The 23402-nt window shown below is 63.1% G+C and carries 17 protein-coding genes, 2 tRNA genes and 3 rRNA genes; 20 read left to right on the top strand and 2 right to left on the bottom strand.

All coding sequences use genetic code 11. The features are described 5' to 3' along the window. Positions 1-74: 74 nt before the first annotated feature. Positions 75-1391 (bottom strand): MFS transporter, encoded by a 1317-nt coding sequence (locus FYK34_RS16660; RefSeq protein WP_149298346.1) that lies wholly within the window; start codon positions 1389-1391, stop codon positions 75-77. Positions 1392-1902: 511 nt separating this feature from the next. On the opposite strand from FYK34_RS16660, the gene FYK34_RS16655 reads away from it, so the two are divergent. The 5 genes from FYK34_RS16655 (at position 1903) to rrf (ending at position 7240) form a co-directional block, all read left to right on the top strand. Further along, positions 1903-3440 (top strand): 16S ribosomal RNA (locus tag FYK34_RS16655). A 181-nt stretch (positions 3441-3621) separates the two neighbouring features. Continuing rightward, positions 3622-3698 (top strand) — tRNA-Ile (locus FYK34_RS16650). An 86-nt stretch (positions 3699-3784) separates the two neighbouring features. Further along, positions 3785-3860: transfer RNA gene (locus FYK34_RS16645), tRNA-Ala, on the top strand. A 253-nt stretch (positions 3861-4113) separates the two neighbouring features. After that, positions 4114-7002, top strand: a 23S ribosomal RNA gene (locus FYK34_RS16640). Positions 7003-7125: 123 nt separating this feature from the next. Then, positions 7126-7240: ribosomal RNA gene (rrf, locus tag FYK34_RS16635) — 5S ribosomal RNA — on the top strand. Together the 16S, 23S and 5S rRNA genes with 2 tRNA genes alongside form the textbook arrangement of a ribosomal RNA operon. A 119-nt stretch (positions 7241-7359) precedes the next feature. Here the strand turns inward: rrf and FYK34_RS16630 are convergent. Continuing rightward, entirely contained in the window at positions 7360-7680 is a 321-nt protein-coding gene (locus FYK34_RS16630; protein ID WP_149298344.1) for a Mor transcription activator family protein, read from the bottom strand. A gap of 239 nt (positions 7681-7919) precedes the next feature. On the opposite strand from FYK34_RS16630, the gene FYK34_RS16625 reads away from it, so the two are divergent. The 15 genes from FYK34_RS16625 (at position 7920) to FYK34_RS16560 (ending at position 23397) form a co-directional block, all read left to right on the top strand. Further along, a complete protein-coding gene (locus FYK34_RS16625) occupies positions 7920-8378 on the top strand; it encodes a Gp37 family protein (protein ID WP_168209778.1) in 459 nt (152 codons plus the stop codon). After that, positions 8375-8578: a hypothetical protein gene (locus FYK34_RS16620; RefSeq protein ID WP_149298340.1), complete on the top strand. Its 204-nt coding sequence runs from the start codon at positions 8375-8377 to the stop codon at positions 8576-8578. Before FYK34_RS16625 ends, FYK34_RS16620 begins: the two co-directional genes overlap by 4 nt. A 2-nt stretch (positions 8579-8580) precedes the next feature. Continuing rightward, positions 8581-10017 carry a phage tail sheath subtilisin-like domain-containing protein gene (locus tag FYK34_RS16615; protein WP_149298338.1) on the top strand — a complete coding sequence of 479 codons (1437 nt, stop codon included), beginning with the start codon at positions 8581-8583 and terminating at the stop codon, positions 10015-10017. 2 nt (positions 10018-10019) lie between these two features. Beyond that, the gene (locus tag FYK34_RS16610; RefSeq protein ID WP_149298336.1) at positions 10020-10544 is read left to right on the top strand and encodes a phage major tail tube protein; all 525 of its coding nucleotides are present in this window, start codon (positions 10020-10022) and stop codon (positions 10542-10544) included. A gap of 131 nt (positions 10545-10675) precedes the next feature. Beyond that, positions 10676-10939 carry a phage tail assembly protein gene (locus tag FYK34_RS16605; protein WP_149298334.1) on the top strand — a complete coding sequence of 88 codons (264 nt, stop codon included), beginning with the start codon at positions 10676-10678 and terminating at the stop codon, positions 10937-10939. Positions 10940-10943: 4 nt separating this feature from the next. Further along, entirely contained in the window at positions 10944-11084 is a 141-nt protein-coding gene (locus FYK34_RS20555) for a hypothetical protein (protein WP_168209604.1), read from the top strand. Positions 11085-11167: 83 nt separating this feature from the next. Next, positions 11168-15055: a hypothetical protein gene (locus FYK34_RS16600; protein ID WP_149298332.1), complete on the top strand. Its 3888-nt coding sequence runs from the start codon at positions 11168-11170 to the stop codon at positions 15053-15055. Between the two features lie 29 nt (positions 15056-15084). Then, on the top strand, positions 15085-15999 hold the full coding sequence (locus tag FYK34_RS20740) for a phage tail protein (RefSeq protein ID WP_196782518.1): 915 nt from the start codon (positions 15085-15087) through the stop codon (positions 15997-15999). Between the two features lie 3 nt (positions 16000-16002). Beyond that, a complete protein-coding gene (locus FYK34_RS16590) occupies positions 16003-16218 on the top strand; it encodes a tail protein X (RefSeq protein WP_103904417.1) in 216 nt (71 codons plus the stop codon). Beyond that, positions 16215-17252, top strand: a complete 1038-nt coding sequence (locus FYK34_RS16585) for a phage late control D family protein (RefSeq protein WP_231137297.1) — start codon at positions 16215-16217, stop codon at positions 17250-17252. Before FYK34_RS16590 ends, FYK34_RS16585 begins: the two co-directional genes overlap by 4 nt. Then, positions 17252-17953: a phage baseplate assembly protein V gene (locus tag FYK34_RS16580; RefSeq protein ID WP_149298328.1), complete on the top strand. Its 702-nt coding sequence runs from the start codon at positions 17252-17254 to the stop codon at positions 17951-17953. The genes FYK34_RS16585 and FYK34_RS16580 overlap by 1 nt, the downstream gene beginning before the upstream one ends. A gap of 394 nt (positions 17954-18347) precedes the next feature. Beyond that, on the top strand, positions 18348-19637 hold the full coding sequence (locus FYK34_RS16575) for a baseplate assembly protein (protein WP_168209777.1): 1290 nt from the start codon (positions 18348-18350) through the stop codon (positions 19635-19637). Next, positions 19630-20949: a phage tail protein gene (locus FYK34_RS16570; RefSeq protein ID WP_149298324.1), complete on the top strand. Its 1320-nt coding sequence runs from the start codon at positions 19630-19632 to the stop codon at positions 20947-20949. The genes FYK34_RS16575 and FYK34_RS16570 overlap by 8 nt, the downstream gene beginning before the upstream one ends. Before the next feature lie 13 nt (positions 20950-20962). Continuing rightward, positions 20963-21445 carry a hypothetical protein gene (locus FYK34_RS16565; protein ID WP_149298322.1) on the top strand — a complete coding sequence of 161 codons (483 nt, stop codon included), beginning with the start codon at positions 20963-20965 and terminating at the stop codon, positions 21443-21445. An 11-nt stretch (positions 21446-21456) separates the two neighbouring features. Then, entirely contained in the window at positions 21457-23397 is a 1941-nt protein-coding gene (locus FYK34_RS16560) for a DUF4815 domain-containing protein (protein ID WP_149298320.1), read from the top strand. The last annotated feature ends 5 nt before the right edge of the window (positions 23398-23402 follow it).

The following is a 23402-nucleotide window of genomic DNA, read 5'->3' as shown; positions in this document are numbered from 1 at the left end:
CGCCCCCTTTGCCTATATAAAGACAGAACGACATATATATAGAGACAACGGCGGCCCCAGGCCGCCGTTTGGCTTTATACCGGCTGCTTCAGCTTATCGACAGCCGGCGCGATGACTTCGAAGGCCTCCGGGTGTTGCTTCAAGTACCAATCCTTCACCTCTTCATGGCTCAGGTTCAGGAAACGGTTGACGCCGGGCAGCAGCAACATGGGCGGCACGGTCAGCAGGTGAAAGACTGCGAAGAACAGATACACCGCATCCAGCGACCAGTGGGCCAGCAGCATGCCTGCCAGCGCCGGCCCCAACATGCCGCCCAGCTTGGCCACCAGCACATTGATCGCCGATACCCGCGCGCGATAGGCTTCCGGCACCGCCAGGGTGCGATGGGTCTGGCCGATCAGCATGGTGATGGACAGCAGCACGCCTTCCATGCCGAACATGGCCAGCATCACCATCGGGTGATCGGTCAGCGCCACCACCAGGAACACCGCGCCTAGCGCGCACATGGCGAAGGCGCGGGCGCGCGGCCGGCTGCAGCGCTGCAGCAGGCGGTGAGTCAGCCATAGCGAGCCGACCAACAGGCCGCCGCTGACCGCCGCCTCGCAGGCGCCCAGCCAGAATGCCGGCAGCTTCAGCTGGTGCAGCTTGATCGGCAACAGCGTGGCCACCATGGGAAAGTAGGCGGTCATCACCAGCAAGCCCCAAAATGCCCAGCTGCGTTCCAGTGGGATGCGCCAGCGCAGGCGCAGGCCGCTGCGTATCTGCTCGATGAAGCTTTCGGCCCGGACATGCTCCAGGCTGCGTGGCGGGATCTGGATGCGCAAGGCGCCGACGGCGGCGATGGCCAGCAGCAGCGCATAGCTGCTCAGGGCCAGCCAGGCGGGCGCGACGGCCATCAGGCTGCCGCCGATGACCGGGCCAATCAGATTGCCCATCGACTGCGAACTTTTTTGCAGCGACAAGGCGTCGGACAGGCGCGCCGCCGGCACCAGTTCCGAGGCGATGCTGAGCATGGACGGAATCACCATGGCCCAGGCGAGCATGGCCAGCGACTCGCTGGCTACCACCCAAGCCAATTTATAGATATGGAACCAAGCCATAGTGGCCAAGGCCAAGCCGGACAGCATGGCCAGTACGATGCCGCCGGCGATGACGCGGTTCTTGGGAAAGCGGTCGCCCAGCGGCGCGGTCAGCGGCAGCGCCACCAGCATCACCAGCGCGGTCAAGGTGCTGAACCAGGCCATGTCGCTGGCGCCGCCCATGGTCACCACCCACCAGCTGATGCTGACATAGCCGGCGCCCATGGCCAGACCGCTCAATACATCGCTGAGCATCAGCAGATGAAATCCCGAAGGCAGGCCATGGATGCGTTGTTTCAGGGAAATGTTCATGGCTTGCTCCTTAAGGATGAAGGGCGGTTGATTCTAGCCTGAAATGACAATGTCAAAAAGCTGGAGGATGAAAAATAGGTAACTTCCGCTTTTCTCAGAAAATAAGCGGTGAATTGAGTGGGTTTCAAAAGTTTTCAATGCTTGGATCAGTGGAGCAGGCCGTCATTTTGAAGAGTCTAGAGCGGAGATATTCAAAAGTTAATATGAATATTTTCTTTTAAATCAGTTATTTGTAGAATCTGCCGTGAAATTTTCGTCTTTTTCTCAAAAAACCTGTTGACCGAGGGTGAGGGTGCAGGTATAGTTCGCCTCCTCAGCTGACGCAGCGAACGAAACGGCGGAAACGAAACGGTTTCCGGGGTGACGAAAACAGCGTCCAGCACTGCTCTTTAACAGAACGAATAACCGATAGGTGTAAGTGCTTGGTGAAAGCCAAATACTTGCACTGCAAGAGACAAGAGATACTTGTTTATTTCTTTGAACTTGCGTGCCAGAAAATTGCTATGAGATTGAACTGAAGAGTTTGATCCTGGCTCAGATTGAACGCTGGCGGCATGCTTTACACATGCAAGTCGAACGGCAGCACGGGAGCTTGCTCCTGGTGGCGAGTGGCGAACGGGTGAGTAATGCATCGGAATGTACCGTGTAATGGGGGATAGCTCGGCGAAAGCCGGATTAATACCGCATACGCCCTGAGGGGGAAAGCGGGGGATCGAAAGACCTCGCGTTATACGAGCAGCCGATGTCTGATTAGCTAGTTGGTGAGGTAAGAGCTCACCAAGGCGACGATCAGTAGCGGGTCTGAGAGGATGATCCGCCACACTGGGACTGAGACACGGCCCAGACTCCTACGGGAGGCAGCAGTGGGGAATTTTGGACAATGGGCGCAAGCCTGATCCAGCCATGCCGCGTGTCTGAAGAAGGCCTTCGGGTTGTAAAGGACTTTTGTCAGGGAGGAAATCCCTAGCGCTAATACCGCTGGGGGATGACAGTACCTGAAGAATAAGCACCGGCTAACTACGTGCCAGCAGCCGCGGTAATACGTAGGGTGCAAGCGTTAATCGGAATTACTGGGCGTAAAGCGTGCGCAGGCGGTTGTGCAAGTCTGATGTGAAAGCCCCGGGCTTAACCTGGGAACGGCATTGGAGACTGCACGACTAGAGTGCGTCAGAGGGGGGTAGAATTCCACGTGTAGCAGTGAAATGCGTAGAGATGTGGAGGAATACCGATGGCGAAGGCAGCCCCCTGGGATGACACTGACGCTCATGCACGAAAGCGTGGGGAGCAAACAGGATTAGATACCCTGGTAGTCCACGCCCTAAACGATGTCAACTAGCTGTTGGGGGTTTGAATCCTTGGTAGCGTAGCTAACGCGTGAAGTTGACCGCCTGGGGAGTACGGCCGCAAGGTTAAAACTCAAAGGAATTGACGGGGACCCGCACAAGCGGTGGATGATGTGGATTAATTCGATGCAACGCGAAAAACCTTACCTGCTCTTGACATGTACGGAACTTGGTAGAGATATCTTGGTGCCCGAAAGGGAGCCGTAACACAGGTGCTGCATGGCTGTCGTCAGCTCGTGTCGTGAGATGTTGGGTTAAGTCCCGCAACGAGCGCAACCCTTGTCATTAGTTGCCATCATTCAGTTGGGCACTCTAATGAGACTGCCGGTGACAAACCGGAGGAAGGTGGGGATGACGTCAAGTCCTCATGGCCCTTATGAGCAGGGCTTCACACGTCATACAATGGTCGGTACAGAGGGTCGCTAAGCCGCGAGGTGGTGCCAATCTCATAAAACCGATCGTAGTCCGGATCGCACTCTGCAACTCGAGTGCGTGAAGTCGGAATCGCTAGTAATCGCAGATCAGCATGCTGCGGTGAATACGTTCCCGGGTCTTGTACACACCGCCCGTCACACCATGGGAGTGAGTTTCACCAGAAGTGGGTAGGCTAACCGCAAGGAGGCCGCTTACCACGGTGGGATTCATGACTGGGGTGAAGTCGTAACAAGGTAGCCGTAGGGGAACCTGCGGCTGGATCACCTCCTTTCTAGAGAAGGCGATCGCCAAGCACTTACAGCCTATCGGTTATTCAAGTTAAGGGCATTTTCGATGAAAATCGGCGCAGCTCTGCGTTGAAAGCTTCCTCGTGTACTCGATGTACACGTCGTCAGCTTTCGCCTGGATCTGCTTGATTTTGATCGAAAAGGATGTGGTATCAAACGACTACTGGGTTTGTAGCTCAGCTGGTTAGAGCACTGTGTTGATAACGCAGGGGTCGTAGGTTCGAGTCCTACCAGACCCACCAGTATTTTTTGGGTCAGGCAAGGCGCGAAGAAGCGACATGTGCTTATGCACATGAGCGACTGAGCAACGCAGCATCACCCAAAAAGAGGGGGATTAGCTCAGTTGGGAGAGCACCTGCTTTGCAAGCAGGGGGTCGTCGGTTCGATCCCGTCATCCTCCACCATCGCAAACAAAATCGAATTCGGAAGAGTTGGATTCTGTTTGCGTTGTATAAACGCCCGATCTTTAACAAACTGAAGAAGCCGAATATATAAAGACGGCGAGATGAAGATGCAGAGTTAATTCTGTGCATCAACAAATCGTCATCTTGGGTATTTGATTGTATCTAAGGCTGCGTCGCGATATCAAAAGGGGCGGTGCAGTCGTCGCACAAACACTCTCTGTTGTTGCGGTAATTTAGGTTACTGAAATGATAGGGTCAAGCGACTAAGTGCATCTGGTGGATGCCTTGGCGATCATAGGCGATGAAGGACGTGTAAGCCTGCGAAAAGCGCGGGGGAGCTGGCAATAGAGCTTTGATCCCGCGATGTCCGAATGGGGAAACCCCTCCGCAAGGAGATCCCTGACTGAATCCATAGGTCAGAGGAGGCGAACCGAGTGAACTGAAACATCTAAGTAACTCGAGGAAAAGAAATCAACCGAGATTCCGTAAGTAGTGGCGAGCGAACGCGGAACAGCCTGACTGTGTTATGAGTTGCGTTAGTGGAATGGAATGGAAAGTCCAGCCGTAGTGGGTGATAGCCCCGTACACGAAAACGCATCGCAAGAACTAAGCAGTCGAGAAGTAGGGCGGGACACGAGAAATCCTGTCTGAAGATGGGGGGACCATCCTCCAAGGCTAAATACTCATGATCGACCGATAGTGAACCAGTACCGTGAGGGAAAGGCGAAAAGAACCCCGGGAGGGGAGTGAAATAGAACCTGAAACCGGATGCATACAAACAGTGGGAGCGGACTTGTTCCGTGACTGCGTACCTTTTGTATAATGGGTCAGCGACTTACGTTCAGTAGCAAGCTTAACCGAATAGGGGAGGCGTAGGGAAACCGAGTCCGAATAGGGCGATTGAGTTGCTGGGCGTAGACCCGAAACCGAGTGATCTATCCATGGCCAGGATGAAGGTGCGGTAACACGCACTGGAGGTCCGAACCCACTAGTGTTGCAAAACTAGGGGATGAGCTGTGGATAGGGGTGAAAGGCTAAACAAACTCGGAGATAGCTGGTTCTCCCCGAAAACTATTTAGGTAGTGCCTCATGTATCACTTCCGGGGGTAAAGCACTGTTATGGCTAGGGGGTCATTGCGATTTACCAAACCATGGCAAACTCTGAATACCGGAAAGTGCAAGCATGGGAGACAGACGGTGGGTGCTAACGTCCATCGTCAAGAGGGAAACAACCCAGACCGCCAGCTAAGGTCCCAAATGATCAGTTAAGTGGTAAACGAAGTGGGAAGGCCTAGACAGCCAGGATGTTGGCTTAGAAGCAGCCATCATTTAAAGAAAGCGTAATAGCTCACTGGTCGAGTCGTCCTGCGCGGAAGATGTAACGGGGCTCAAACTGATAACCGAAGCTGCGGATGCACAGTTTACTGTGCGTGGTAGGGGAGCGTTCTGTAGGTCTGTGAAGGTGTCTCGTAAGGGATGCTGGAGATATCAGAAGTGCGAATGCTGACATGAGTAGCGATAAAGCGGGTGAAAAGCCCGCTCGCCGAAAGCCCAAGGTTTCCTACGCAACGTTCATCGGCGTAGGGTGAGTCGGCCCCTAAGGCGAGGCTGAAAAGCGTAGTCGATGGGAAACGGGTTAAAATTCCCGTACTTTTATGTAGTGCGATGTGGGGACGGAGAAGGTTAGGTCAGCAGACTGTTGGAATAGTCTGTTCAAGCCGGTAGGCTGGGGTGGTAGGCAAATCCGCCGCCCCTTAAGGCCGAGAAGTGATAACGAGGGTCTACGGACCTGAAGTGACTGATACCACGCTTCCAGGAAAAGCCACTAAGCTTCAGCTACATAAGAACCGTACCGCAAACCGACACAGGTGGGCAGGATGAGAATTCTAAGGCGCTTGAGAGAACTCAGGAGAAGGAACTCGGCAAATTGATACCGTAACTTCGGGAGAAGGTATGCCTGTTGAGGTGTAGTGACTTGCTCACGAAGCTTTGACAGGTCGCAGAGAATCGGTGGCTGCGACTGTTTAACAAAAACACAGCACTGTGCCAACACGAAAGTGGACGTATACGGTGTGACGCCTGCCCGGTGCCGGAAGGTTAAGTGATGGGGTGCAAGCTCTTGATCGAAGCCCCGGTAAACGGCGGCCGTAACTATAACGGTCCTAAGGTAGCGAAATTCCTTGTCGGGTAAGTTCCGACCCGCACGAATGGCGTAACGATGGCCACACTGTCTCCTCCTGAGACTCAGCGAAGTTGAAGTGTTTGTGAAGATGCAATCTCCCCGCTGCTAGACGGAAAGACCCCGTGAACCTTTACTGTAGCTTTGCATTGGACTTTGAACAGACTTGTGTAGGATAGGTGGGAGGCTTTGAAGTCAGGACGCTAGTTCTGATGGAGCCGTCCTTGAAATACCACCCTGGTGTGTTTGAGGTTCTAACCTTGGTCCGTGATCCGGATTGGGGACAGTGCATGGTAGGCAGTTTGACTGGGGCGGTCTCCTCCCAAAGTGTAACGGAGGAGTTCGAAGGTTACCTAGGTACGGTCGGAAATCGTGCTGATAGTGCAATGGCAAAAGGTAGCTTAACTGCGAGACCGACAAGTCGAGCAGGTGCGAAAGCAGGACATAGTGATCCGGTGGTTCTGAATGGAAGGGCCATCGCTCAACGGATAAAAGGTACTCCGGGGATAACAGGCTGATACCGCCCAAGAGTTCACATCGACGGCGGTGTTTGGCACCTCGATGTCGGCTCATCACATCCTGGGGCTGTAGCCGGTCCCAAGGGTATGGCTGTTCGCCATTTAAAGTGGTACGTGAGCTGGGTTCAAAACGTCGTGAGACAGTTTGGTCCCTATCTGCAGTGGGCGTTGGAAGTTTGACGGGGGCTGCTCCTAGTACGAGAGGACCGGAGTGGACGAACCTCTGGTGTACCGGTTGTCACGCCAGTGGCATTGCCGGGTAGCTAAGTTCGGAAGAGATAACCGCTGAAAGCATCTAAGCGGGAAACTTGCCTGAAGATGAGACTTCCCTGGAGGCTTGACCTCCCTGAAGAGTCGTTCGAGACCAGGACGTTGATAGGTCGGGTGTGGAAGCGCTGTGAGGCGTGAAGCTAACCGATACTAATTGCTCGTGAGGCTTGATCCTATCATTTGAGTGGCTTGGGGAACCAAGACGCGAGATAGAGTGTGTGCGACACAATTGAATACCGAATATTCAGAATCAGAGAACCTCTCTGGTTCAGGCTTCTTGAGTTTGTACAAGTTTATGTCTGGTGGCCTTAGCGAGATGGTCCCACGCCTTCCCATCCCGAACAGGACCGTGAAACATCTTAGCGCCGATGATAGTGTGGCATTCGCCATGTGAAAGTAGGACACCGCCAGACGCCCCATACCGAAGCCCAGCTCAACCGAGCTGGGCTTTGTGCATTGGCGCCGGCGCGCGCCGACCCCAACCCGCCCCGACAGGATGCCCTGCCGGGGCTTTGCTGTTTCTGGGGCCGTTTCAAGCGGCCTTGCGGGCGTTCTTCAGTATTTTGTACACCCATTGCACCGAGATGCCGTGCTTCAACGCCAGTTCGGCATGGTTGCCGCCGTTGAAGTCTTGCAGAATTTGCCGATCGCGCTCGGCGGACTTGCTGCTCTTGCCCAACGGGAAGTAGATGTTTTGGCCGCCCCAGTGCTGCGCCATGCGGCGGGTGATTTCCTGGGCGATCTTCTCCGCCTGGCGGCTTTCGGTATTGGCCAGCTGGCGCAAGGCCAGCGTGATGTGGTCGGTCAGGTCGGCCAGCAGTTCCGGTCCCTTGCTGCGTAATTGTGCTTGCATGTGCGCTCCCGCGGGCGATGTCATCCAATGCGGCCATTTTTCCATTTCTCCCGCTCGCCCGCCTTTTGACCGGTGTCAGCATCATGTCAGCGCCATGTCAGTGACGCACTTCCTAAAGGCGGCTACAAGCTCCCTCCCTCCCTCATCCGGCATTCTTCGCCTCGTTCGGCAAGCAGTCTCGCTGGCCGGCGATCCGAGCGCGTTGGCGCATCTCTCTTCCCCCTGTCCTGGAGTCCCTTGTGGCAAGCACCTCCCAAATTGTCGATGCGCTGCTGGCGCGTTTGCGTGCCGGCGTGCCGCAGCTGACCGTCGAGTACTTCGCCGGCGCCGAGGATGACTATCCGCTGACGCACCCGCAAGGCGCGGCGCTGCTGTGCCTGCGCGGCAGCCAATTCGGCCCGCTGCGCGACGGCTACGGCCAACTGCGCACGCTGCAACTGACGATCACGGTTCTGCTCGGCCAAAGCCGCGCCGGAGAGGCGGATGGCGATGTGCTGGACGCGATCCGGCGCAGCTGCCTCGGCTTTGCGCCGCCGGATTGCCAGCCGGCGTGGCTGCTGACCGAAACCTTCCTGGGCTACCGCGACGGCGTGGCGCGCTACGCCATCGCTTTGGCCACCGACACCCTGCAGGTGGCGGATGCCGCCCCGGATGCCTTGCCTGTGCTAACCGCAGTCTCACTCGAGGAGCAACCATGAAGTATCTGTATTCCGGCCCGATCAGCGGCGTCACTCTGGCCGACGGCCAGGAAATCATGCTGTTTCCCGGCCATGAGGTGGAAATGCCGGAGAACCACAACTACACCCGCACGCTGGTGGCGCTGGGCTACCTGAGCGCGCAGCCGGTTTCCGCAGCCGAAACCGCAATCCCTTCCCACACCGCTGAACAAGGAGCGTAAGCATGGCGGCAAATTATCTGCATGGCGTTGAAACCATCGAAGTGGAGCGCGGCCCGCGCCCGGTGCGCACGGTCAAATCGGCCGTGATCGGCCTGATCGGCACCGCGCCGCAAGCCCCGGTCGGCGGCATCAATGCGCCGGTGCTGAGCCTGTCCGAAAAAGACGCCGCGGCCTTCGGCCCGCAGCTGCCGGGCTTCACCATCCCGCAGGCGCTGAGCGCCATCTATGACCACGGCGCCGGTTCCGTGATCGTCATCAACGTGCTGGACCCGGCCGTGCACAAGTCCAGCATCGCCGCCGAGACGGTGACGCTGGATGCGGTCAGCGGCGCGGCCGCGCTGCAGAAGCAGGTGGTGGCCAATGTGGTGGTGAAGAGCGCCGACGGCAGCATTACCTACGTGGCCGGCACCGACTACCAGCTGGACGCGGCCTACGGCAAGCTGACCCGCCTGAAGACCGGCGCCATCGCCGCAGGTGCCAGCCTGAAAGTGAGCTATGACTACGCCGACCCGACCAAGGTGACCGCGGCCGACATCATCGGCGGCGTCAACGCCGCCGGCAAGCGCATCGGCATCAAGGCGTTGCAGGATACCTATAACCAGTTCGGCTTCTTCGCCAAGATCCTGATCGCCCCGGGCTTCTGCACCCAGAACACCGTAGCGGCGGAGCTGGCCGCCGCGGCCGACCGCCTGGACGCCATCGCCTACGTCGACGCGCCCATCGGCACCGCCTTTGCCGACGCGCTGGCCGGCCGCGGCCCCAACGGCACCATCAACTTCAACACCTCCAGCGACCGCGTGCGCCTGTGCTACCCGTACGTGATGGTGGCCGACGGCAACGGCGGCCTGCGCCTGGACGCGCTGTCGGCCCGCGCCGCCGGCCTGCGCGCCAAGGTGGACAACGACAAGGGCTTCTGGTGGTCCAGCTCCAATCAGGAACTGGCCGGCGTGGTCGGCGTCGAGCGTCAGCTGTCGGCGATGATCGACGACCCGAACAGCGAAGTGAACCAGCTGAACGCGGCCGGCATCACCACCGTGTTCAACAGCGTCGGCACCGGCTTCCGCCTGTGGGGCAACCGCACCGCCGCCTGGCCCACCGTGTCCAGCATGCGCAACTTTGAAAACGTGCGCCGCACCGGCGACGTGATCAACGAGTCCATCCGCTACTTCAGCCAGCAATACATTGATATGCCGCTGAACCAGGCCACCATCGATTCCTTGGTGGAGTCGGTGAACGGTTACGGCCGCAAGCTGATCGGCGACGGCGCGCTGCTGGGCTTCAAGGCCTGGTTCGATCCGGCGCGCAACTCCGACGCCGAGCTGTCTTCCGGCCACCTGCTGATCAGCTACAAGTACACCGTGGCGCCGCCGCTGGAACGCCTGACCTTTGAAACCGAGATCACCTCGGAATACCTGCTCACCCTGAAAGGAGGCAATTAATCATGGCCGGCAAGATTGAAATCAACCGCATCACCAACGCCAACATCTACATCAACGGCAACTCCCTGCTGGGCCGCGCCGAGGAGATCAAGCTGCCGGACGTGGCGGCCATCATGAAGGAGCACAAGGCCCTGGGCATGGTCGGCACAATCGAGCTGCCGGCCGGCTTCGACAAGCTGGAAGGCGAGATCAAGTGGAACTCGCTGTACAAGGACGTGGCCAAGACCGTGGCCAATCCCTTCCAGTCCGTGCAGCTGCAGGCCCGCTCCAATATCGAAACCTACGGCTCGCAAGGCCGCCTGGAGCAGGTCAGCCTGGTGACCTACCTGACGGTGATGTTCAAGAAGAACCCGATGGGCACCTTCAAGCAGCATGAAAACGCCGACTTCAGCTCCGCCTTCACCGCCACCTACGTCAAGCAGGTGATCGGCGGCGAGGACATCCTGGAGCTGGATTACATGGCCAACATCTACCGCGTGGCCGGCAACGACATGCTGGAAGTGTACCGCCAGAACATCGGCGGCTAAGCGCAGCGACGGCCTCCCGCGGCCATGCTCCGCGGGAGGCTTTTAAAGAAACTTCCTAAAACGCTTTCGCATACCCCGAATCATGGAAGCCGGAAAATGACGGCATTCCCAACGCGCTTCAAGGAGCCATCATGCAAATCAAACTGCAATATCCGTTCACCAACGCCGCCGGCCAACGCATCGAAGTGCTGGACATCCGCCGCCTGAAGCGCGCCGACCTGAAGGCCGCCAGCCAGCACAGCCAGGACGACGCCGACCAGGAAGACTTCCTGTTCGCCCGCATGACCGGCCTGACCCTGGAAGACATCGACCAGCTGGACATCGCCGACAGCCGCGCCCTGGCGGACAGCTTTCGCGACATGGTGGGCGGAAACGAGCACGCTCAGAGCGTTTGATGAAGTGCTGCTGACGGTGCTGGGCCTGCCGCCTTCGGAAATCGACGCGCTGGCCATGGACGACTACTGGTTCTGGTGCGAAGTAGCCGAACGCGAAGTCCAGCGCCGCAGCGAGCGCCAGCAGCAATTGCTGGACGCCATCTGATCCCCCCTCATTTTTGGTCGGCCGCCGCCCGCACGCCGGGCCGGGGCCGGCCGCCCCCTTTTTCCCCTTCACAGGCACACACCATGGTAAGCGAGTTTTTCATCGGTCTTAAGGTGGGCGCGACGCTGTCCGGGGTCTTCGACAACGCCTTCCGCTCCGCCCGCGCCGCGCTGGATGAGCTGCGCAAGTGCAGCCTGCGCCTCAACGACGCGCAGAAGGATTTGGCCGGCAATGTCGAGCGCACCCGCCTTGCCTATGCCGGACTGGACCTGTCCGGACTGGAGCGACAGCACCGCCAGCTGGAATCCACATTGGGGCGGCTGACCCGCCAGCACGAGGCGTGGCAGGCCAGTTTGCGGCGCGGGCAGGGCATGAGCGTGGCGCCCGGAGGCGCCGTACGGTCCACCTTGCATGTTCAACAAAGCCGGATCGAGGTATTCGCCTCGGTCCGGCTGAATGCCGCCATCCGTCAGATCGAGCAGAAGCTGGAGAGCCAGCGGCGCGATCAAGACAAGGCCGAGCGCAACCTGCCGCCCGATGGCGCAGTCAAGACCAGCCCGCGCGTTGTGCAGACGGGAGACGGCAAGAGCGGCGGCGGCAAGGACGGCGGCGATGGCGACCCGCCTGCCAAACGAACATCCGCCTCGACTCCCTCCTCCCCATCCCCCTCTTCTCCATCCTCCGCCGGCGGGCGTTGGTCCCGCATCGAGCTGAGCAAGCTCAGGTTGCCGACGCGGCAGGATCTGATTCGCGCCGCCGATGCCACGCAGAAGGCTGGCGCGGCCTTCGCCAATGCCAGTCAAAAGGCCCATGCCGCTTTGTCCCAAGGCACGGGGCGCAAAGTATTGGACTTCGCCCACGGCAAGCTCAACCGCGCGCTGAACGGCAAGCTGCCCAGCGTCGAGAAGATCCTGGACGGCCTCAAGACTGCCGAGACGGTGGGCCAGGTGGTGTCCAAGAGCGGCCAGCTGGCCGGCACCGCGCTGCGCAGCCTGGACGGCGTGAAATGGTCGGACCTGAAGCCGGGCGACGCGGGCAAGAGCCTGATCGGCAGCGCCGATTACGCCAAGCGCGGCGGGGCGGTGATCGCCGACGCCAGCGGCAAGCTGCACGCGGCGCTATCCAAGGGCGAAGGGCGCGAGGCGCTGGACTTTGTCCACGGCAAGCTCAACAGCGCGCTGAACGGCAAGCTGCCCAGTGTCGAGAAGATCCTGGACGGCCTCAAGACCGCCGAGACGGTGGGCCAGGTGGTGTCCAAGAGCGGCCAGCTGGCCGGCACCGCCTTGCGCAGCCTGGACGGCGTGAAATGGTCGGACCTAAAGCCGGGCGACGCGGGCAAGAGTCTGATCGGCAGCGCCGATTACGCCAAGCGCGGCGGGGCGGTGATCGCCGACGCCAGCGGCAAGCTGCACGCGGCGCTATCCAAGGGCGAAGGGCGCGAGGCATTGGACTTCGTCCACGGCAAGCTCAACAGCGTGCTGAACGGCAAACTGCCCAGCGTCGAGAAGATCCTGGACGGCCTCAAAACCGCCGAGACGGTGGGCCAGGTGGTGTCCAAGAGCGGCCAGCTGGCCGGCACGGCGCTGCGCAGCCTGGACGGCGTCAAATGGTCGGACCTGAAGCCGGGCGACGCGGGCAAGAGCCTGATCGGCAGCGCCGATTACGCCAAGCGCGGCGGCGCGGTGATCGCCGATGCCAGCGGCAAGCTGCACGCGGCGCTATCCAAGGGCGAAGGACGCGAAGCGCTGGACTTCGTCCACGGCAAGCTCAACAGCGCGCTGAACGGCAAGCTGCCCAGCGTCGAGAAGATCCTGGACGGCCTCAAGACCGCCGAGACGGTGGGCCAGGTGGTGTCCAAGAGCGGCCAGCTGGCCGGCACGGCGCTGCGCAGCCTGGACGGCGTCAAATGGACGGACCTGAAGCCGGGCGACGCGGGCAAGAGCCTGATCGGCAGCGCCGACTACGCCAAGCGCGGCGGGGCGGTGATCGCCGACGCCAGCGGCAAGCTGCACGCGGCGCTATCCAAGGGCGAAGGACGCGAGGCGCTGGACTTCGTCCACGGCAAGCTCAACAAAGCGCTAGGCGGCGTGTTGCCCAGCGTCGACCAGATGTTGGGTGGATTGCAGCAGCTGGAGACGCTAGGCAAGACCGTGTCCAAGGCCGGCGGGATGGCGGGCAAGGCATTGCGCAGCTACGCCGATACGCCGGGCGGCGTATTGCAGAAAGCCATGGCGGCGGCCGGCGCGTTGATGGGCGGCGATGAGTCAGCGCATGCCAAGAAGAAGGATGCCAAACCGGCAGCCAAGGCCAAGCCGGGCAAGGCCGTCGCTGAGGCCAAGAAGAAAGACCCCAAACCGGCGGCCAAGGCCAAACCAGGCAAGGCAGTCTCGGAGCCCAAGAAGAAAGCCGCCAAGCCGGCAGCCAAGGCCAAGCCGGGCAAGGCGGTCTCGGAGGCCAAGAAGAAAGCCGCCAAACCGGCGGCCAAGGCCAAGCCGGGCAAGGCCGTCGCCGAGGCCAAGAAGAAAGACGCCAAACCGGCGGCCAAGGCCAAACCAGGCAAGGCAGTCTCGGAGCCCAAGAAGAAAGCCGCCAAACCGGCAGCCAAGGCCAAGCCGGGCAAGGCCGTCGCCGAGGCCAAGAAGAAAGCCGCCAAACCGGCGGCCAAGGCCAAGCCAGGCAAGGCCGTCGCGGAAGCCAAGAAGCAGGCGGGCAAGCCCTTAAGCAAGCTGGACCGCGTCGAGCATGGCGTCAATAAGCTCAAACGCGGCAGCGACATGGCGCAGAAGGCGGCTGGCGGCGCTTCCCGCTTCTTGGGAACGGATACCGGACGCCAGTTGTACGAGTCGGCGCGGGCCAAGCTGAACCCCATGCTGGGCAATAGGTTGCCGGATGCGGACCGGGCGCAGGAGATGCTGAACAAGGCGCAGCAGTATGGCGAGACGGCATCGCATTACCTGGGCAGCGCCGGAACCGCCATGCGGCGTTTCCGCAATGCCAAGGGCAGCACGGCGCAGAAGCTGCTGACGGCAGGCCTGGGCTTCCTCAAGGACGAAATGACCGGCGATGAGGGCAAGGCTGGCAAGTCCTCGCGCGGCAAAACGGGCGCGAAGAAAGCGGCGGTCCAGTCTGCGCTCAGGCCTGGCGCGGCCTTGAAGGAAGGACGCGCGGCCAGCCAGGTGGGCAAGGTCGAAAAGGTGTTGTCCGAGAGCAAGGCGCTGACGTCCGGCGCGCGGGGCGTCAAAGCCCTGGGCGGCGCCAAGGGCTTGATCAAGGGCGCAATGCGCAAGGCCGGCGTGGTGGGCGATGTGCTCAGCCTGGGCATGGACCTGGCCGAGATACATCAGTCCAAACTCAGTCCTCAAGCCAAATCGGCGGCTTACGGCAAGGCCGTGGGCGGCGCGGCAGGCTCGGTGGCCGGCGGCGCGGCCGGCGCGGCGATAGGCAGCTTGCTGGGTCCGGTGGGCACGGTTCTGGGCCAGCAGGTAGGCAGTTGGCTGGGACAGAAAGGCGGCGCGTGGCTGGGCGAAAAAGCCGGAGCCTGGTGGGGCCAGCGAGCCTCGCCGCCTAAGCCGGTGGCCGTGCCCAAGCCTACGGCCAGCGCCAAGCCGGTGCACAAACCAACGCCCAAGGCGACACCTAAACCGATAGCCAAACCCGCGGCCAAGCGCTCGCCGCCTACGGCCAAACCCGCGGCGAAACCGCCGGCGGCCCGCTCCAGCGAGCAAGCCAGGCAGGCGCAACAGCTGCAGCGCATCCAGCAAGCGGTGGCCAAGCGCGCGCCACCCGCCAAACCGGCGGGCGGCACCTACCACATCGCCTTCTCGCCGCAGATCACCGTGGGCGGCGGCGCGCAAGGCGGGACCAAGCAGCAGGTGCAGCAGGCGATGCAGACCTCGTTCGCCGAGTTCGAGCGGCTGATGAAACGCTACGAGTCCGACCGCCAGCGCCGCGGCTACGCGACGCACGGTTGAGGAGAGCCACATGACACAAGGAGCAAGCGATGTACGCGGTACTCGGTGACATCGAATTCGATCTGATCAGTTATTGGGACGGCATGGAGCAGCGCGCCGGCAGCGACTACGCCGAGCACGGCCGCATAGGCGGCAAGCCGGTGCTGCAGTTCGTCGGCGACAAGCTGGACGAAATCCGCATCGACCTGGTGCTGCACGCGGCCTACTGCCAGCCGGATGCCGAGCTGCAGCGCTTGCAGTCGGCGCGGCAGCAGCACCAGGCGCTGGCGCTGGTGTTGGGCAACGGCGATCACAAGGGCATGTTCGTGATCACCGATCTGACCAGCACCGGCCGCCAGACCGACAGCAACGGCAATCTGATCGCGGTGGAGGCACAGCTGTCGCTGCGCGAGTTCGGCGGCCAGCCCGGCCTGGGCGCGCGGCCTGGCCTGCTGGGCAGCGTCAGCGGGCTGGCCCAGGCCAAGCTGACCCAGCTGGCGCCGGGCGCCGGCCTCAAGCCCAACCTGAGCGGGCTGACCGAGGCGGTGTCCAAGGTCAAGAGCCTGGCGGTGAAGGCGCGGGTGGTGGTCAACGACGTGCGCGAGCTGAAAGACCTGGCGCGGCGCGACCCGCTGTCCGCCGTGGCGCGCCTGCCCAAGACGCTGGACGACCTGCAGGTGGCGGCGCCGGGCCTGGCCGACGGCGTGGGCCGTCTGAAGGAATTCATCCAGCCGTACGCCCATCTGGCTGAGACCATAAAGCCCTTGGTGCAGCCGCTGCAGGACACGGCGGACAAGCTGGGCCGCCTGGCACAGACCCTGCAGGGCTGCACGCTGGGCAATGTGGCCGGCAAGCTGGAAGAGGGCGCCGCCATCATTCAGGACATAGACAAGGACTGGGCGAACCGAGACCTGACCCTGGCGAAACTGGCCGCGCGCGCGGCGGTGCGCCGCATTCTGGAGTGAATCATGTTTCTCAAACACACCTGCAAGGAAGGCGAGCGCTGGGATCAGATCGCCTGGCATTACTACGGCGACGTGGGGCAGATGGTGATGCTGATCGCCGCCAACCCGCAAGCGCCCATCAGCGAGACCCTGCCCGGCGGCTTGCAGCTGGCCATTCCGCTGCTGGAAGCCAAGGATGACGCGCTGATCGACCAACTGCCGCCGTGGAGGCGCCCATGAGCGCCGCGCGGCAGGACGTGCCGGCGCCGGCCTTCGAACTCAGCTACAACGGCAAGTCCATCACCGCCGACATCGCGCTGTACGCGCTGAACATCAGCTACACCGACTACCTGTCCGGCGAATCCGACGAGCTGGAGGTGGAGCTGGAAGACAGCGACGGCCGCTGGCTGAACGGCTGGTATCCGGACAAGGGCGCGACGCTGGGCTTCAAGCTGGGCTATCGCGGCCAGACCCTGGTGGATGTGGGCGGCTTCGACGTGGACGAGGTGGAGTACAGCGCGCCGCCTTCCGTGGTGCGCATCCGCGGCCTGGCCACCGGCGTGCAGAACCCGCTGCGCACCAAGCAGGGCCGCGCCTACGAGAAGAAAACGCTGCAGGCGCTGGCGCAGCAGATCGCCGGCCATCACGGCATGCAGCTGGAAGGCAAGATCGAATCGGTGCTGATAGACCGGCTCACCCAGTACCACGAAACCGATCTGGCCTTCCTGCAGCGCGTGGCTGGTTACTACGGCTACGTCTGCAAGGTGATGGACAACAACCGCAAGCTGGTGTTCTGGAAACGCGGCGAACTCCTGGGCGAAGCGGGCGTGAAGCGCTTTGGCCCTGGCGATTTGATCAGCTGGCGCGCCCGCGACCAGTTGTCCCAGGTGCCCAGCGCGGTGGAGGTGAGCTACCACGATCCCAAGACCCGCAAGCTGTTGACGGCGCGGGTGGGGGCCGACGCCAAGGCGCCGGGGGGCAAGGCCAGCAGCGCCGACGTGGTCAAGCTGACGCGCAAGAGCGGCGGCCAGAGCCAGGCCGAGCAGCAGGCCAAGGCGGAAATGGAAAAGCGCCAGCTGGCGCGGACGTCCTTGTCCATCACCGTGGACGGCGCGCCGCAGCTGGCGGCCGGCCGCAATGTGGAGCTGACCGGCATAGGCAAATTGTCCGGCCGTTACCTGATAGAGCGCGCCTGCCACCGGCTGTCGCGGCAGGGCGGCTATGTGTGCGAACTCGATCTGAAGCGGGCCGCGCCCGCGGAAAAGGCCATGTGATGAACGACGTTTCCCTAAGCAACGCGCTGGCGACGCTGAAATTCGGCAGCGTGTCCGATATGGACATCCAGCGCCACCGGGTACGAGTGACCCTGCCCGAGCTGGGCGGGCTGGAAACCGCCTGGCTGCCGGTATTGACCCGCAAGAGCCTGCAGGACAAGGACTACTGGATGCTGGACAAGGGCGAGCAGGTGGCGGTGCTGCTGGACGCGCGCGGCGAGGACGGCGTGGTGTTGGGCGCCATTTTTTCCGATGTGGACACCAGTGAGGTCAACAGCCAGGACAAATGGCAGCGTCGCTTCAAGGACGGCGCGGTGCTGGAGTACGACCGCCAGGCCCACCAGCTGACGGTGAACGGCGGCGTGCAGCACGTGGTGGTGGAAACGCAGGCCGACATCACCCTCAGGACCAAAAACAATCTGACCGGCGATTCCGGCGACAGCGTGCTGATCAAGGGCGGCAACACCATCACCATCCAGGCCGGCGGCAAAGTCAGCATCAATGCGCCGGCCACCGAGATCAGCGGCACGCTGACGGTGCAAGGCGCCATCACCGGCCAGGGCGGCATGGCGTTGTCCGGCGGCGGCGGCGCGAAGGTGACGGGCAGCGTGACGGTCAGCGGCGATGTGACAGCCGGCGGCAAGAGCCTGATCGGCCATAACCACATGGGCGCGCACGGGCCCACCAGCCCGCCGTTGTAAGCCGCGGTGACGCCTCTGTAACGCGGTATTCGGCGTTTTCATCAGGGTGCCGATATCCGCAGGCGGCGGCGCATCGGATCGGTTCGAAGCGTTTCCCCGTTCCGCCTGCGCATGATTTTGCCGAACGCCCCTGGCCGTGACATTCACCGCCAGGGGCGTTTTTCGCGGCCGCCGCCGGGCCGCCGTCATGAACAGGCGCTATGCGGCGCGCTCTCCCAGTCTTAACGGGCGTTGCGAGCCGCCCCGGCCCCGCTCGGCTTCACGATATTTCCTAAGTCAGTTTAAAAGCCGCGGCCTGCGGCATTTGAGATGATTTTGTCATATTGCGATAGGTCGGCTGGCTGAGCCGCCCCACGCACTCCTTCCGACGCGAATCCCCGACATGGACCAGAACATGAGCCTGAATCCCGCAGAGCCGTTCGCGCCGCCGGCCGATCCCGCCGTCGTCGCCAGCGCCCTGGCCGACGCCTACCTGCAGCAGGGCGGCCAGGAGCAGTATCCCAAACAGATGGAGCAGTTATTGGCTGAGATGCTGGCCAACCGCCAGCTCGGCCTCGCCTACGCCGATCTGCCTAAATTCGTCGCCGACGAACCCACGGCCATCGTCGCCGAAATGGCGCAAACCTATGAGCAAATGGCCGGCAAACCGCTATATCCCGGCCAGGTCGAGCAGTTGCTGATCAATCTGTTCGCCTACCGCGAGAGCTTGGCGCGCGCCGCTTTCAACGATGCCGGCAGGCAAAACCTGGTGGCCTTCGCCCGCGCGCCGATGCTGGACTATCTGGGCGAGCTGGTGGGGGTGTCGCGGCAGCCGGCCCAGCCGGCCATGGCCCAGGTCAAGCTCACGTTTCCCGCCTATGCCGATGCCGGCGGCGCCAGGCAATTGACGCTGCCGGCCGGCGCGCGCATCGCCGGCAACGGCGAGGTGCAATTCCAGACCACATCGCAACTGGCGGTCCGGTTGAGCGACAAGGCGCAGGAATTCGTCTGCGATGTCGTGGCCACGACGCCGGGCGAGGCGGGCAATTTGCTGCAGGCCGGCGATTTGAACCAGCTGTTGGATGACATCGGCGCGCCGGTGGCGGTGGCGGGGGTGAGCGCCCCGCGGGGCGGCGCCGGACCCGAGGACGACGAGCGCCTGCGGCAGCGCATCCGGCTGGCGCCGGAAGCCTACTCGTGGGGATCGGTCAATCGCTATCGGCTGGCGGCGATGTCCGCGTCGGTCGATGTCGCCGACGTGCGGGTGATCTCGCCGCGGCGGGACGGCACGGTGCAGGTGGTGGTGCTGGGCCGCGCCGGTTCGCCGGAGGCCGAAACCCTGCAACGCGTCCAGGCGGCGCTGGAGGACGGCAAGGCGCGCATGATCAATGACCGGATCGAGGTGGTCCCGGCGCAGATCATCGACTACGCCATCCGCTTGGAGGTGGATGTGCTGAGCACCCGCATCCCCGAGCTGGTGCGCCGGACGGTGGCGGAGCGCTGCCAGGCGCATGCTGACAAGCTGGCGCGCCGTCTGGGCGGCGACATCGTGCCGTCGCAGATCAAGACCGCCTTGCACGATATCGACGGCTTATACGACGTGCGCGTGCTGGAGCCTGTCGATACGCGGGTGCTGTCGGCGGCCGAGTGGCCGCGCTGCGTCGCGGTGGAGGTCAGCTTGGGCAGGGTGGTGAACGATGTCTGATCTCCTGGTGCCGCCTTTGGCGCGCGACGCGCGCGCGCCGGTGTTCGATGCCTTGGCCGCGCGCAGCGGCCGGATCGATCTGACGCCCGTGCTGCTGTATCTGATCGATCAGGCGCCGGCCGGTTTGTTGCCGCTGCTGGCCGAGCAGTTCAACGTGCTTGGCCCCCTGTGGGCCTATCTGCCCGACGACGACGCCAGACGGCGGGCGATCAAGGAATCGACAGCCTGGCACCGGGCCAAGGGCTCGCCCTGGTCGGTGGAAACCGCCCTGTCCTGGGCCGGCTACGCGGCCCGCGTGGAGGATGCGAGCGATTCCGCCAGCCGCTGGGCGGAGTTCCAGTTGGCGCTGGCCGCGCCGGTGGGAAGCGAGGCGCTGCCGACAGTGCTGGAGCTGGCCCGCTTCGCCGCGCCGGCGCGTTCGCATCTGGCGCGGCTGCATAGCGGCTATGACCGCCGCCTGCTGCGCGCCTCGCAGACGGGGCGTTGGTCGGATGCTTTTTTATCCGACGATTCCGGCGTGTGGCGCGACGACGTGCAGCTGAGTTTTGGACGTTTGCTGCCGCTGGCGGCGGTCAGGGCGGAGGGCGGCGTGCTTTCCGCGCGCGGGCGGCGGCATGTCTCCCGCGCGTTCTATCCCGACGTGCTGCGCTACGGCATCTTCCGTTTCGGCGACGCGCCGGTGCTCAACCACCCGGTGATGCATAGCCGCCTAGTTGGTTTGGGCAATGCGCAAGGCTTGCGCGACCCGGTCATCCTGGCGGGCAATCCGCCCGCGCCGGCCTGGCGCGGCGGCTGGGATGCCCGGCAGTGGGGACGCTGGATGCCGATGACGCCGCATCGCCGCATCGCCCGCGCCGCGCTGGTGTTGTCGGCGGATGCGCGCCTGGGCGAGCCGAACACCCGTTTCGGCGGGGATGCCGAAACCTCTTCCACGCGCTTCCTCTGGTCGGACCCGGCGTCCCGCCTGTCCGATTTCGACCCCGGCCGCGAGCGCTTCCCCATCGAGGCGGTGGAGGTCGCCGCGCATGGTTACGCGACGGTCTGCCCTGGCCAGGCGCTCGCCGGCGGCGTGCGTCATGCCCGCCACGCAGGCTTGGCCGATTGGCGCGGCCCGGTTCGGCTGGGCGGCGGCCTGCGTTGGTCGGACCTGCCGTTCTCCCTGCCGACCGGCAGCGGCGCTAACTATCGCCTGCACGGCGGCGATACGTCCGGCATTGGGCCGCGCGGCGGAATGTACCGCTGGCTGGGCGCCTGGGACGACCGCAGCTGGCGCGGCGACAGCAGTCTCACCCATCACACCCTGAACCCATGAGGAGAAACAAGCAATGGCAACTCTGACCCATAGCGGCCGGACGGCGCTGGCCGCCGCGCTGGCCTCCCAGACGCTGCATTTCGCCTGGGGCGTCGGCGACGCCGCCTGGGACGACAAGCCGGTTCCCGAGCCGGTGGACGCTACCGCGCTGCTGTCGGAAGTGGGCCGCCGGCTCATCACCGAAGTGCGTTTCGTCACCGAGGACCCGGCCGGCGAAGTTGTGGTGCCCACCGGCCGTTACCGGGTGTCGGCCGATCCGACCCGCCACCTGCTGCTGCGCATCGCTTTCGAGTTCGGCGACGCCGCGGCCTCGGTGATCCGTGAGGTCGCTGTCTTCGCCGGCACCCGCACCAAGCCAGATTTGCCGGCCGGGCAGCGTTATTTCACGCCTGACCAGATGGTGGCGCCCGGCACCCTGGTGGCGCTGGAGCGCATCACGCCCATTCATCGCTCGCCCGCCACGCGCGAGACTTTCGAACATGTCATTTCCCTGTAAGGACAGCAGCCATGTCTAATATGCCCGACGGTTACTACAACCGTTTCGATCCGGCCAAGCACTTCGACGCGCACCTGTTCCGGGTGGGTTACGCGGTGCAGGCGGCCGAATTCAATGAAGTCCAGTCCGGCCTGGCCGCCCGCATCCAGGGCGTGGCCGACGCCATGTTCCGCGACGGCAATGTGGTGCGCGACGCGCGCATCGTGGTGCAGGCCGACAGCGGCGACACCGTTTGCGAAGCCGGCGCCGTCTATCTCAAGGGCGCCGTGCGCGGCGTGGCGCCGAAAAAGCTCACCCTGCCGGTGGCGGGCGTCATCGCCGTCGGCCTGTATCTGCAAGAAAGCGTGGTGACGGAGCTGGAAGACCCCAGCCTGCGCGATCCGGCCGTGGGCGCGCGCAACTACCAGGAGGCCGGCGCCGCCCGTCTCAAGGTGGAGGCGGTGTGGGGCTATGCCGGCGATGGGCAGCCGGGCGAGTTCTTCCCGGTGTACCAGGTGGAAAACGGCGTGCTGCGCGCCAAGGAGCCGCCGCCGCAGCTGGATGGCGTCACCCAGGCGCTGGCGCGTTATGACCGCGACAGCTCCGGCGGCTCCTATGTCGTTTCCGGCCTGGCGGTCGCCGCCGCCGCCGACTTACCGACCGGCGAGCAGGTTTACACCGTCAGCGAAGGCCGCGCCCGCGTCAACGGCTATGGCGTGGAACTGAACACCTCGCGCCGGCTGGTGTATGCCGCCGCGCCCGATCTGCGGCAAATCGACAGCGAACCGCACACCAGCGCCAGCGGCGACGCCCAGCGCATCAATCTGGATCGCTCGCCGGTGGCCGCCATCAGCCAGGTGCGCATCACCAAGGAGGTGACCGTCACGCTGACGCATGGCGGCTATACCGGCGCCCAGGATCCGTTGCCGGACACCTCGGTCATCTCGGTGCTGGAAGTCAAACAGGGCGCGACGGTTTACGCGGCGGGCACCGATTACAAACTCAATGCCGGCAAGCTGGATTGGAGCCTGCCGGGCAGCGAGCCGGCGCCGGGCAGCACCTATACGGCGCGCTACCAGTTCATCGCCGCCGCGCAGCCGACCCAGGCCGATGCGACCGGCTTCACCGTGGCGGGCGCGGTGCCGGGCAGCCTGGTCTTGGTCAGCTATAGCCAGAAGCTGCCGCGGATAGACCGCCTGGCCATGGGCGCCGACGGCAAGCTGGTGTGGATCAAGGGCGTGGCGGCCGACTGGAATCCGCAGCCGCCGACGGTGCCGGACGCGCTGCTGCCGCTGGCCTCGGTCGTCCAGAACTGGAGCGGGGAGCGCCAAGTCGGCAATGACGGCGTGCGGGTGGTGCCGATGTCGGACTTGGCCGGGCTGCAAGGCCGGCTGGACCATATGGCCGAGCTGATCGCCCAGCAGGGCCTGACCGCCGATGCCCAATTGCGCGAGGCCGGCACCAAGAAAGGCTTGTTCGTCGATCCTTTCCTGTCGGACAGCATGCGCGACGCCGGCATCGCCCAGAGCGCGGCCATCGTCGGCGGCGAGTTGACCCTGCCCATTGGCGCCAGCGTATCGGCCATGCCCGGCGATGTGGCGGCGCGCGTCAGCCTGGACTTCAGCCTGTCGCCGGTATTGGAGCAGCCCATGCGCACCGGCAGCATGAAGGTCAATCCCTACCTGGCTTTCGACCCGCTGCCGGCGCCGGTCACGCTGACGCCGGCCGTGGACCGCTGGACCGAGACGCAAACCAGCTGGGCCAGCCCGATGACGGAGCGCCTGACCATAGGCTACGGCAACCGCGCCAGCATCAGCCAATCCACCAGCGACATGCTGCTTTCCACCAGCCGAAAGCCGATCGAAACCCTGCGCGCGATCGACGTGAATTTCACGGTGTCCGGCTTTGGCCCCAACGAAGCCCTGTCCAGCTTGAAGTTCGACGGCATCAGCCTCGCGCCCGCCGCCCAATAAGGAAA

Origin of the sequence: Chromobacterium paludis, from assembly GCF_008275125.1 — a bacterium.
In the GTDB taxonomy this organism is placed as follows: Bacteria; Pseudomonadota; Gammaproteobacteria; order Burkholderiales; family Chromobacteriaceae; genus Chromobacterium; species Chromobacterium paludis.
The sequence above is the reverse complement of the archived record's forward strand: the minus strand, read 5'-3'. Positions and strand labels throughout refer to the sequence as shown.

Excerpts from the sequence above, each read along its gene's own strand:
- FYK34_RS16660 (WP_149298346.1), bottom strand. The coding sequence starts at position 1,391 with ATGAACATTTCCCTGAAACAACGCATCCATGGCCTGCCTTCGGGATTT.
- FYK34_RS16630 (WP_149298344.1), bottom strand. The coding sequence starts at position 7,680 with ATGCAAGCACAATTACGCAGCAAGGGACCGGAACTGCTGGCCGACCTG.
- FYK34_RS16620 (WP_149298340.1), top strand. The coding sequence starts at position 8,375 with ATGAAGTATCTGTATTCCGGCCCGATCAGCGGCGTCACTCTGGCCGAC.
- FYK34_RS16615 (WP_149298338.1), top strand. The coding sequence starts at position 8,581 with ATGGCGGCAAATTATCTGCATGGCGTTGAAACCATCGAAGTGGAGCGC.
- FYK34_RS16610 (WP_149298336.1), top strand. The coding sequence starts at position 10,020 with ATGGCCGGCAAGATTGAAATCAACCGCATCACCAACGCCAACATCTAC.
- FYK34_RS16605 (WP_149298334.1), top strand. The coding sequence starts at position 10,676 with ATGCAAATCAAACTGCAATATCCGTTCACCAACGCCGCCGGCCAACGC.
- FYK34_RS16600 (WP_149298332.1), top strand. The coding sequence starts at position 11,168 with ATGGTAAGCGAGTTTTTCATCGGTCTTAAGGTGGGCGCGACGCTGTCC.
- FYK34_RS20740 (WP_196782518.1), top strand. The coding sequence starts at position 15,085 with ATGTACGCGGTACTCGGTGACATCGAATTCGATCTGATCAGTTATTGG.
- FYK34_RS16590 (WP_103904417.1), top strand. The coding sequence starts at position 16,003 with ATGTTTCTCAAACACACCTGCAAGGAAGGCGAGCGCTGGGATCAGATC.
- FYK34_RS16585 (WP_231137297.1), top strand. The coding sequence starts at position 16,215 with ATGAGCGCCGCGCGGCAGGACGTGCCGGCGCCGGCCTTCGAACTCAGC.
- FYK34_RS16580 (WP_149298328.1), top strand. The coding sequence starts at position 17,252 with ATGAACGACGTTTCCCTAAGCAACGCGCTGGCGACGCTGAAATTCGGC.
- FYK34_RS16575 (WP_168209777.1), top strand. The coding sequence starts at position 18,348 with ATGAGCCTGAATCCCGCAGAGCCGTTCGCGCCGCCGGCCGATCCCGCC.
- FYK34_RS16570 (WP_149298324.1), top strand. The coding sequence starts at position 19,630 with ATGTCTGATCTCCTGGTGCCGCCTTTGGCGCGCGACGCGCGCGCGCCG.
- FYK34_RS16565 (WP_149298322.1), top strand. The coding sequence starts at position 20,963 with ATGGCAACTCTGACCCATAGCGGCCGGACGGCGCTGGCCGCCGCGCTG.
- FYK34_RS16560 (WP_149298320.1), top strand. The coding sequence starts at position 21,457 with ATGTCTAATATGCCCGACGGTTACTACAACCGTTTCGATCCGGCCAAG.